Origin of the sequence: Actinomadura kijaniata NBRC 14229, assembly GCF_001552175.1 — a bacterium.
Lineage (GTDB): Bacteria > Actinomycetota > Actinomycetes > Streptosporangiales > Streptosporangiaceae > Spirillospora > Spirillospora kijaniata.
The window spans coordinates 1-10,527 of sequence record NZ_BCQR01000260.1 but is presented as its reverse complement, the minus strand read 5'-3'; the positions used below and the strand labels follow the sequence as shown (position 1 = coordinate 10,527).

Here is a 10,527-nt window from a genome sequence, read left to right as displayed (position 1 = left end):
CCCCGCCGTAGGCGGCCGCCGCCTGCTCCACGAACCGCGGCTCGTCCTCGACGCGGTAGCGCTCGGAGAAGTGCGTCAGCACCAGCAGCCGCACCCCGCACCCGGCCGCGACCTTCCCGGCCTGCCCGGCGGTCAGGTGGCCGTAGTCGCGGGCCAGCGCGGCGTCCTCGTCCAGGAACGTCGACTCGATCACCAGCATGTCCACGCCGTCGGCCAGCGCGTACACGCCGTCGCACAGCCGCGTGTCCATGACGAACGCGACCTTCTGCCCCGGCCGCCGCACGCTGCACTCGGCGAGGGTGACCGTGCGGCCGTCCGGGGCGGTGACCCGCCCCTCGACCTGCAACCTCCGCACCAGCGGCCCGCGCACGCCGCGCGCGGCCAGCTCGCGCGGCAGCATCGTCACCCCGTCCGGCTCGGCCAGCCGGTACCCGTACGCCTCCACCGGGTGCGACAGCCGCCGCGCGGTCAGGGTGAACGGCGCGTCCCCGGTGTCCAGCTCCGCCGCCTCGCCCGCGACCGGCTGCTCGCGGATGACGGAGGTGTCGTGGAACGCGGTGGCGTGCCGCAGCCGGTCCCAGTAGACCCGGCCGCTCGCGGGGAACGCCGCGTCCACCCGGTGCGCGACGCCGTCGCGGGCGATGCGCTGCACGATCCCGGGGACGCCGAGGCAGTGGTCGCCGTGGAAGTGGGTCACGCAGATCCAGGTGAGGTCGTGGGCGGCGGCCCCGGCCAGCGCCATCTGCCGCTGCGTTCCCTCGCCCGGGTCGAACAGCAGGCCGTGGCCGTCGAACCGGAGCAGGTAACCGTTGTGGTTGCGGTTCCGGGTCGGGACGGCGCTGGCGGACCCGAGGACGAGAAGATCGCGTGCGGACATGGTTCCCATGGTGCCGCCCGGGGACCCGAATAAGGGATTGATTATCCTGGCCGCGTCCCGGACCCCCGGCCCGCGAGGAGCAGGCATGGCAGGCGGCAAGCGCGACAGGATCCAGATGACGCCCGAGGAGGTCGACGCCTTCCTGGCGGAGAGCTTCAAGGTCCAGGTCGCCACGGTGAACCCCGGCGGGGAACCCCACCTGGTGACGATGTTCTACGCGCTGTACGACGGGAAGATCGCGTTCACGACGTACCGGTCGTCGCAGAAGGTGCTGAACCTGCGCCGCAACCCCGTCATGACATGCCTGGTCGAGGACGGCGTCGAGTACGACGAGCTGCGCGGGGTGTCCCTCTACGGCAAGGGCGCGGTGATCGAGGACCCCGACGAGCTGCTGAAGGTCGGCGTGGTCGTCGGGTCGCGGATCGCGGGCCTGCCGGTGCCCGCCCTCGGCGACCCCGTCGATCCCGGGTTCGCCGAGGGCGTGCGGCAGGCCATGGCCAAGCGCGTGCTCGTCGTGATGGAGCCGGACCGGGTGGTGAGCTGGGACCACCGCAAGGCGTAGCGCCCGGAGCGCCCGGCCCAGAACCCGCCCTGGGCCGCCCGGCGCTCCTGGCGTTCGGCCGGCCGCCGCCCGACTCACGGCGGGCGGAGGACCACTCTGGACGCGAGAAGGCCCGCTCCGACCTCACGGTCGGAACGGGCCGAGAACGGCGGCGGGCCTCAGCCCGGACGCGTCATGCCTCCCCGGGGAGCGGGGCGAGCGGCTCCGGAACGGGCGCGTGCCCCTCCGCGACGGCGCGCCGGTAGGACAGCGTGTCCCACACCGCCAGCCCGACCACCACGCCGGTCGCCGCCACGTGCAGCACCAGCGGCGTCAGCAGCGGAGCGGCCGCCGCCAGCGCGGCCAGCACGGCCAGCGCCACCAGCCGGGCCGTCGTGAAGTGCCCGAACACCACCCGCTTGAACAGCGCGTGCCCCGCCACGAACAGCGCCGGGCCGCCCACCGCCGTCGCCACGAAACCCCACTCCACGTGCCCGTCGGGGTGGGCGATCAGCAGTTCGTCCGCGACGGCCGCCACGATGATCCCGGCGACCATGACGATGTGGACGTAGGTGTAGGCGTCCCGGCCGATCCGTCCGGGGTCGTCGGAGGCGGCGATGTGCTCGGCGGCGGCCTCGGCGGTCCGGTTGAAGTAGATCCACCACAGCGCCACCGCTCCCACCAGCGCCGACGCGAACGCCGCGACGGTCGTCGCCGTCGGGTCCAGCTTCGCGAACGTCGCGCCGGTGATCAGCAGCGACTCGCCCAGCGCGATGATGACGAACAGCTGGCAGCGTTCGGCCATGTGGCCGCCGTCGATGTTCCAGTCGGAGGTCCGGGAGCGGCCCAGCAGCGGCGTGGCGTACCCGTGCGACGGGGCGGTGTACTCGATCGCCACCGCCAGCGTCCACAGGGCCGCCCGCGCGGCGGTGTCGTCGGCCAGCGCCCCGGCGATCCACGGCACGGCCGCCACCAGCATCCAGAACAGCACGCGCTGGAAGTTGCGGGCCAGTTCGTGCCGCCACGTCGCGGCGACCACGAACAGCGTCCGGCCGAGCTGGACGGCCAGGTAGCCGGCCACGAACCACAGCGCCCGGTCCTCGAACGCCTTGGGCAGCATCGCCGCCGTGAACAGCCCGGCGAGCATCATCCCCGCCAGCATGATCCGCACGGCGGGGTGCTCGGGATCGAACCAGTTGGTCGTCCAGGACGTGTACATCCACGCCCACCACAGCGCCAGCAGGAGCAGCAGGGCCTCGGCGGCGCCGCGGACGGTGAGGTGCTCCAGCAGCCGGTGCGACAGCTGGGTCACGGCGAAGACGAAGACCAGGTCGAAGAACAGCTCGAAGAAGCCCACCCGGGCGCCCGCCCCGCCGCGCACGCGCAGCAGGGACGAGCCGGGGGCCCGCGGAGAGGGGGGAGTCAACGCAGGGCCGGGCTCTCAGGCGCCGTCGGGCTTGTCGGCGGAGGAGGCCTTCCCGGTGGCGGCGGCCTTCCCGGCGGGGGCGGACCTCTTCTTCGTCTGGGCCGCCTCCCACTCCTGCTGCTTCAGGTCGGCCTCGTGCGGCGCCTGGATCTTCCGCATCTGCTTGTTCATCGAGCGGATGAGGAGGTACGTCGCCGCGGCGAGCGCCAGGAACACCCCGAAGCCGAGGAAGCCGGGCGAGACCGTGTCGTTGTTGAGCGGATAGTCGGCGAGCGGAACGTTGAGCGGAAGCACTACAGAGACACCTTCTCCCGGACACCGGCGAACAGGTCGTCCTCCGGCAACTCGGTGTCGACCAGGGACCTGGCCAAATGGTAGTCCTCGGTCGGCCATGCCTCTCGCTGGACGTCCAGCGGGACCGCGAACCAGAACCCGTTGGGGTCGATCTGGGTCGCGTGCGCCAGCAGCGCCTGGTCGCGGGTCTCGAAGTGGTCGGCGCACGGGACGCGCGTGGTGACCTCCCACCTCGGCGGCTGGTCGTCGAACCGCTTGAGCCAGTCGGCGTACGGCGACTCCAGGCCCGCGGCCTTCATCGCCGCGTCCAGCGCCACGATGCGGTCCTTGGTGAACGTCATGTGGTAGTAGAGCTTCAGCGGCTGCCAGGGCTCGCCCGCGCCCGGGTAGCGGTCCGGGTCGCCGGCCGCCTCGAACGCCTCCACCGACACCTCGTGGCACTTGATGTGGTCGGGGTGCGGGTAGCCGCCGTTCTCGTCGTAGGTCAGCATCACGTGCGGGCGGAACTCGCGGACCGCCGCCACCAGCGGCTCGGCGGCCTTCTCCAGCGGCTCCAGCGCGAAGCAGCCCTCCGGCAGCGGCGGCAGCGGGTCGCCCTCGGGGAACCCCGAGTCCACGAACCCCAGCCAGCGCTGCTGGACGCCCAGGATCGCCCGGGCCCGCGCCATCTCCTGCTCGCGGACCTTGCCGATGTCGGCCTTGACCTCCGGACGGTCCATCGCCGGGTTGAGGATGTCGCCGCGCTCCCCGCCGGTGCAGGTGACGACCAGCACCTCGACCCCCTCGGCCACGTACCGGGCCATGGTCGCCGCGCCCTTGCTGGACTCGTCGTCGGGGTGGGCGTGCACCGCCATCAGCCGCAGTCGCGGCCCGGTCGGGTCAACGGATTCGGGCGCGTCGACGTGGTCGGACACGAGGTCGGACACGGTGCGGATCTCCCTCTCGGCAGTGGACTGCTGGCACGCTCTGGTCCCGGCCGGGGCACCCCGGTGCGGAGCACCCGCCAGGACAGACGAGAATTGTCCCTGACAACGTCGCACCCCGCACGGAGATTCCCGCATGGACACGAGCGCCCCGGAAGCCCCGGCCACCGACCACCGCCCCGCACGCGGGCTGGGCGTGCTCGGCTGGATCGTCATCGGTGGCTTCGCCGCCGTGCTGGCCGGCGGCTGGGCGGTCATCATGGCGAACGTCGGCCAGACGCCGGGGATCCAGTCGCAGACCATCGCCTGGGACGTCCGGGACGACCGTACCGTGACGATCACCTACCAGATCGCCAAGCCCAGGGACGAGACGGTGCGGTGCGTCGTGGACGCCTACGACGAGAAGTTCGTGATCCTGGCGTCGCACGACGTCACCGTTCCGGCGGGCCGCTCGGGACTGAGCGCGACCGAGACGCTGACCACCCCCCGGCGCGCCACCGGGGCCCGGGTCAAGGACTGCCGGGTGGCGGACCGTGGGTGATCCCCCACTGTCCGCGGAGCGCGAAACCCCTGGTGAAGCCGGGGTCCAATTGGCCGATTGCGGGGCGCCGGTTCAGGGAACCTTTACCCGCACACACCGGATAGGCTAGAGGTTTCACCCGGCCGCACTTCATGTCGATGTGTAGTTCACCCGCCCGGGTGGACGATGATCGCACCATGTGGATGAGGAGTACCCGTGACCGAGACCCGCGCTGACAACGTCACCTGGCTGACCCAGGAGGCGTACGACCGGCTCAAGAACGAGCTGGACTACCTGTCGGACCGGGGCCGCCGCGAGATCGCCGCGAAGATCGAGGCTGCCCGGGAAGAGGGTGACCTGCGGGAGAACGGCGGCTACCACGCGGCCAAGGAGGAGCAGGGCAAGATCGAGGGTCGGATCATCCAGCTCCAGAGCATCCTCGAGAACGCCCGCGTCGGCGAGGCTCCCCGCACCGAGGGCGTCGTCGGTCCCGGCATGACCGTCACCATCGCGTTCGAGGGTGACGACGAGGAGGTCACGTTCCTGCTCGCCTCCCGCGAGGAGAGCGGCGCCCCCATCGACGTCTACTCCCCCAAGTCCCCGCTGGGCGCGGCCATCAACGGCAAGAAGGTCGGCGAGAAGGCCACCTACTCGCTGCCCAACGGCCGCAGCATGACCGTCGAGGTCCTCGACGCCACCCCCTACGTCGGCGGCTGAACTTATTGGCCTTTCGGCCCGAACCCCTCGCCGGGGGCTCGGGAACCGACCGAAAAGCGGGCGAGCGCTGCATCGCTTCGCGATCTTCCGCAGGGGGTCTCGCCTTCGGCTTCAGCCCCCTGCCTCAGCCTCCGGACGCGCTCGCGTGCGAGGTCGGGGCCGTTGAAAAGGCCGAGAACAACAGACATCCGTCTGCTCCATCCGCGCCCGTGGTGATCTTCAGGGCCCGTCGTTCCCCGGAACGGCGGGCCTTCGGCGTGCCCGGGGCTCAGGGGGCGGGTTCGGTGCGGGAGAGCGCGGCGGTCGCCCGGACCAGGGGCAGCGTTCTGGCCTGGATCGGGGTGGCCAGGGCGATCACCGAGGAGGCCCGTTCCACCCCCCGCACCTCCACGATCATGTCGATCACACGTTGCAGGTCCTGGTTGCTGCGGGCCACCACGCGCAGGAACAGGTCGCCGGTGCCCGTGATCGTGTGGGCCTCCAGGACCTCGGGGACCGCCGCCAGCCGCTCGGCGACCGGGTCGTGGCCGCCCACCTGGCGGATCTGGAGGGTGACGAACGCCGTCACCGTGTAGCCCAGGGCCGCCGGGTCGATCTCCGGGCCGAACCCCCGGATCACCCCCTGCCTGGTCAGCCGGTCCAGCCGGGCCTGGACCGTGCCGCGCGCCACCCCCAGGCGGCGGGACGCCTCCAGCACGCCGATGCGGGGCTCGGCGGTGAACAGCTCGATCAGCCGGCCGTCCAGAACGTCGATCACTGTGACCCACCTCGCACCGTGGTCATCCTGTACAGAAAGTCGGTTACGTCCGGGCATTGACTATGCAGATTGCCCAGTGATTTGGACCACTCTTGCACAACCTGGCGTCCGCATGTCGAGATGGGGGACATGGATGAGTTTCCGGTCAAGGGCATGGACGCCGTCGTCTTCGTCGTCGGCAACGCCAAGCAGGCAGCGCACTACTACTCGACCGCTTTCGGGATGCGCCGGGTGGCCTACCGCGGGCCGGAGAACGGCTCCCCCGACGAGGCCGTGCACGTGCTGGAGTCGGGCGGCGCCCGCTTCGTGTTCCGCGGCCCGGTGCGGGCGGGGACCGACCTCGGACGGCACGTCGCCGAGCACGGCGACGGGGTCGTCGACCTGGCCATCCAGGTGCCGGACGTGGAGGCCGCCTACAAGCACGCGCTGGCCAAGGGGGCCAAGGGCCTTGAGGAGCCGCACGTGCTGGAGGACGAGCACGGCAAGGTCGTGATCGCCGCGATCGCCACCTACGGCGAGACCCGCCACTCGCTGATCGACCGCTCCAACTACGACGGGCCCTACCTGCCGGGCTTCGAGGCGGCCGACCCGATCGTGGCGCCGCCGGAGAAGCGGTTCTTCCAGGCGATCGACCACTGCGTCGGCAACGTCGAGCGCATGGACGAGTGGGTCGAGTTCTACCACCGCGTCATGGGCTTCACCGACATGGCGGAGTTCATCGGCGACGACATCGCCACCGAGTACTCGGCGCTGATGTCCAAGGTCGTCGCCGACGGGACCCGCAAGGTGAAGTTCCCGCTGAACGAGCCCGCCGAGAGCAGGCACAAGTCGCAGATCGAGGAGTACCTGGAGTTCTACGGCGGCCCCGGCGTGCAGCACGTCGCGCTGGCCACCAACGACATCCTGTCCGCGGTGGACCGGATGCGCGCTGCGGGCGTGGAGTTCCTGGACACCCCCGACTCCTACTACGAGGACCCCGAGCTGCGCGCCCGGATCGGCGAGGTCCGCGCCCCGATCGAGGAGCTCCAGAAGCGCCGCATCCTGGTCGACCGGGACGAGGACGGCTACCTGCTCCAGATCTTCACCAAGCCGGTGCAGGACCGTCCCACCGTGTTCTTCGAGCTGATCGAGCGGCACGGCTCGCTGGGCTTCGGCAAGGGCAACTTCAAGGCGCTGTTCGAGGCCATCGAGCGCGAGCAGGCCCGTCGCGGCAACCTGTGACCAGGCTGCCGTGAGTCCGGTGCCGGAGGGCGCGGCCACCTCCCCCGCGCCCTCCGGCAACCCCGCTCCGGAGATGGTGAAAATCCTGGTCAAAACGGTGGCGCGCGGGGTTCGCACCCGGGGCGGCGGGCCGATCCTGTCGGTATGACGCAACCTCCGTCGGGCCCCGCCCACGGGCCGGACGACCCGCAGAACCGCCCGCCGAACACGCCCTGGCAGCCGCCGTACGGACAGTCCCCCTACGGGCAACCGCCCTACGAGCAACCCGTCTACAAGGAACAGCCCTACGGCCAGTACGCCGGGGACTACGGCGGATACGGGCAGCAGCCCATGGGAGGCCCCGGGCGGACCAACGGCCTGGCCATCGCCAGTATCGCCACCGGGATCATCGGGCTGGTGATGTGCGGCCTGCTCTCGTTCGTGGCCGTCGTGACGGGGCACATGTCGCTCGGCCGCATCAAGCGGACCGGCGAGGGCGGGCGGGGTCTGGCCATCGCCGGGCTGGTGACGGGATACCTGGGCATCGTCGCCTGGGTCCTGCTCATTCTGCTGTTCGTCGCGGGCGTGATCGGCGCCTCCAACGACTACGACCCCTCCTACACGCCGTAGCCGCCCCGGATCCGTCGTTGGCCGGTTGTGGCAAAGAAACGATCTCCGTTCCGCAGATCATGTTTGGAGGGGCTCCCGGAGGTCCACTCTGACGGCATGACGCAACCGCCGCAGGGACCCGGCCCCGGAGAGCAGCCCGAGAACCAGTCATGGCAGCCGCCCGGTGGCGCGGGCCCCTCGTTCGACAAACAGCAGCAGCCGCCGCCCTACCAGGGGGCCTATGGCGGCCAGGAACCCTACGGGGGCCAGTCCCCCTACGGAGCCCAGGACCCCGGATGGGGCATGCCCGCCCCCGGCGGTCCCGGCTACGGCCAGCCGCATCCGGGGCCGGCGCTCGCCAGCCGGTGGCGGCGGCTCGGCGCGGCGATCGTCGACTCACTCCTCCTCGGCGTCCTCTACAACATCCTCCTGGTGCCGTTCCCCGACCCCGTCCGGCTCGAGACGGCCGGCAACCAGTTCCGCTACATCTGGAACGGCACCGGCGTGCTGGTCAACCTGCTCACCATCGCGTTCGGCTTCCTCTACTACTGGCTGATGCACGCCAGGTTCGGGCAGACGCTCGGCAAGATGCTGCTGAAGACCCGGGTGGTGCGGGAGGCGGACGGCGGGGCGATCTCCTCCGGAACGTCCGCCTGGCGGTACGGCGTCCAGATCCTGCTGTCCCTGCCGTGCGGCATCGGCTCCCTGCTGGACGCCCTGTGGATCCTGTGGGACCCGCGCAAGCAGACCCTGCACGACAAGGTCGCGCACACCGTCGTGGTGGACGCGGTCCCGGGCGGGCCCGATCCCTATCGGAACCGCTGAACCCCGCAACCTCTCGTAGACACCACTACGTCGGATCGGAGTTGTCCGGCCTGCCTGTCACGGGCAGGCTGGTCATGTGCATATGGCCGGAAAGTCCCCTCGTCCCCCGTTCCCGCTGAGCCGCGCCCTGGCGGCGTTCTCCCTCGTGGGGGCGCTGGGCGCCTGCCAGGCCCTCTCCGGCGACGGCGACGGCGGGCCCACACCGGGCCCCACCGGGGCCGACAGCGCCGGCGACCCCTACGTCCCCGGCGACGGCAACGGCGGCTACGACGTCCAGCACTACCGGCTGAAGCTGGCCATCACCCCCCGGGACGCCCGGGAGCTCGACGGCACCGCCGAGATCACCGCCCGGGCCACCCAGCCGCTGTCCCGGTTCGATCTCGACCTGGCCGACCTGAACGTCTCCTCCGTGACCGTGGACGGCCGGGCGGCGCAGCAGCGGCACGACGGTGAGGAGCTCGTCGTCACGCCCGAGCGGCCGCTGGAGCGGGGCGCGACGTTCACCACCGTCGTCCGCTACTCCGGCAGGCCCAAGACCATCAACGACCCCCAGCTGGGCACCTACGGCTGGGTCCGCACCTCCGACGGGGTGTTCGTGGCGTGCCAGCCCAGCGGGGCGCACACCTGGTTCCCGAGCAACGACCACCCCAGCGACAAGGCCACCTTCGACTTCGAGATCACCGTTCCGGACGGGCTGACCGCCATCGCCAACGGGCTGCCCGACCGGATGCCGCAGGGCCAGGAGCCGGGGCGTCCGACACCGACAACAACACCGGCGCCGACGACGGGCACGCCCGGTGTCGTCCCCGCCTCCCAGCGGAGGTCCACCACGACGACCTGGCGCGTCCGGGAGCCGATGGCGACGTACCTGGCGACCGTGAACGTCGGCAGGTTCGCGATCCGCACCGGCCGCACGCCCAGCGGCGTCCCGGTGCTGAGCGCCGTCGACCCCGCGCTCCCGAGCGTGTCGCTGGCGGAGTTCCACGACCGGAACACCCGGGTCACCGAGGAGCTGGCCAAGCTGTTCGGGCCCTACCCGTTCGGCTCCACCGGCGGGCTGGTCGACAACGCCGCCGTCAACTTCGCGCTGGAGACCCAGACCCGCCCGGTCTACGGGGCGTTCGGCGCGGACCATACGATCATCGCGCACGAGCTGGCGCACCAGTGGTTCGGCGACAGCGTCAGCGTGAGCCGCTGGCAGGACATCTGGCTCAACGAGGGCTTCGCCACCTACGCCGAGTGGATCTGGGGCGAGCGGATCGGCCTGCGGACCGTGCAGCAGCAGTTCGACGAGCGCTACCAGGACCCGGGCAACACGGATCTGTGGAACGTCCCGCCGGGCAACCCCGGCCGGAACGAGATGTTCGGCTCCTCGGTCTACGAGCGCGGCGGCATGACGCTGCACATGCTGCGCAAGAAGGTCGGCGACGCGAAGTTCTTCGACATCCTGCGGACCTGGGCGCGGGAGCGCCGCCACGGCACCGGCACCACGCCGCAGTTCGTCGAGGTCGCCGAGCGGGTCTCCGGGCAGCAGCTCGACGCGTTCTTCAAGGCGTGGCTGTTCGACCGGGGCCGCCCGGCGCTCTGACCCCGGCCCGACGTCGACGCCGCTGGTCGTGCGGGGGTGAACGACGGGCAAGGGGAGGGAAAAGGCCGGGCGGGTGAGGCGGCGCCGGGCGGGCCCGCCCGGCAGGGTGGAGCGGGTGAGCGGGCCCCATGGACGTGCGAACGCGCGTGTGACCGCCGCGGCGACCGCCGCGGCCCTGCTGGTGACGGCGAGCGGCGCCGCGGCGGCCTCGGGAGCGGCCCGCGCGGACGACCCCCACCCGGAGCCCCTG

The 10,527-nt window shown here is 71.5% G+C and carries 12 protein-coding genes; 7 read left to right on the top strand and 5 right to left on the bottom strand.

All coding sequences use genetic code 11. From position 1 onward, the window contains the following. Window positions 1–877 (bottom strand): ribonuclease Z (locus AKI01S_RS46590; RefSeq protein WP_067832967.1); only part of this gene is annotated, 877 nt, incomplete at its 3' end. Window positions 878–962: 85 nt separating this feature from the next. Here AKI01S_RS46590 and AKI01S_RS46585 point away from each other — a divergent pair. Further along, a complete protein-coding gene (locus AKI01S_RS46585; RefSeq protein WP_067832958.1) occupies window positions 963–1,439 on the top strand; it encodes a pyridoxamine 5'-phosphate oxidase family protein in 477 nt (158 codons plus the stop codon). A gap of 172 nt (window positions 1,440–1,611) precedes the next feature. Here the strand turns inward: AKI01S_RS46585 and AKI01S_RS46580 are convergent, their stop codons facing one another. From AKI01S_RS46580 to mca, 3 genes are read right to left on the bottom strand one after another with little or no spacing between them, the layout of a single operon-like run. Continuing rightward, entirely contained in the window at window positions 1,612–2,844 is a 1,233-nt protein-coding gene (locus AKI01S_RS46580) for a low temperature requirement protein A (RefSeq protein WP_157420658.1), read from the bottom strand. Window positions 2,845–2,859: 15 nt separating this feature from the next. Next, entirely contained in the window at window positions 2,860–3,138 is a 279-nt protein-coding gene (locus tag AKI01S_RS46575) for a hypothetical protein (RefSeq protein WP_067832954.1), read from the bottom strand. Continuing rightward, window positions 3,138–3,992, bottom strand: coding sequence for a mycothiol conjugate amidase Mca (gene mca, locus AKI01S_RS46570; protein WP_067832961.1), 855 nt, complete (start codon window positions 3,990–3,992; stop codon window positions 3,138–3,140). Before mca ends, AKI01S_RS46575 begins: the two co-directional genes overlap by 1 nt. Window positions 3,993–4,197: 205 nt before the next feature. Between mca and AKI01S_RS46565 the strand changes: the two genes are divergently transcribed. Both AKI01S_RS46565 and greA read left to right on the top strand, forming a co-directional pair. Further along, a complete protein-coding gene (locus AKI01S_RS46565) occupies window positions 4,198–4,602 on the top strand; it encodes a DUF4307 domain-containing protein (protein WP_067832952.1) in 405 nt (134 codons plus the stop codon). Between the two features lie 195 nt (window positions 4,603–4,797). Next, window positions 4,798–5,298, top strand: a complete 501-nt coding sequence (gene greA / locus AKI01S_RS46560) for a transcription elongation factor GreA (RefSeq protein ID WP_067832949.1) — start codon at window positions 4,798–4,800, stop codon at window positions 5,296–5,298. 268 nt (window positions 5,299–5,566) lie between these two features. Here the strand turns inward: greA and AKI01S_RS46555 are convergent, their stop codons facing one another. Next, complete coding sequence (locus AKI01S_RS46555; RefSeq protein WP_067832946.1) at window positions 5,567–6,112, bottom strand: Lrp/AsnC family transcriptional regulator; 546 nt, start codon at window positions 6,110–6,112, stop codon at window positions 5,567–5,569. 72 nt (window positions 6,113–6,184) lie between these two features. Between AKI01S_RS46555 and hppD the strand changes: the two genes are divergently transcribed. From hppD to AKI01S_RS46535, 4 genes are all read left to right on the top strand, one after another. Continuing rightward, window positions 6,185–7,276, top strand: coding sequence for a 4-hydroxyphenylpyruvate dioxygenase (gene hppD / locus AKI01S_RS46550; RefSeq protein WP_174567479.1), 1,092 nt, complete (start codon window positions 6,185–6,187; stop codon window positions 7,274–7,276). 144 nt (window positions 7,277–7,420) lie between these two features. Beyond that, entirely contained in the window at window positions 7,421–7,885 is a 465-nt protein-coding gene (locus AKI01S_RS46545) for a DUF4190 domain-containing protein (RefSeq protein WP_084000926.1), read from the top strand. Between the two features lie 96 nt (window positions 7,886–7,981). Further along, window positions 7,982–8,689 carry an RDD family protein gene (locus tag AKI01S_RS46540; RefSeq protein WP_084000925.1) on the top strand — a complete coding sequence of 236 codons (708 nt, stop codon included), beginning with the start codon at window positions 7,982–7,984 and terminating at the stop codon, window positions 8,687–8,689. Window positions 8,690–8,771: 82 nt separating this feature from the next. Continuing rightward, entirely contained in the window at window positions 8,772–10,277 is a 1,506-nt protein-coding gene (locus AKI01S_RS46535; RefSeq protein WP_067832937.1) for a M1 family metallopeptidase, read from the top strand. Window positions 10,278–10,527 lie beyond the last annotated feature (250 nt).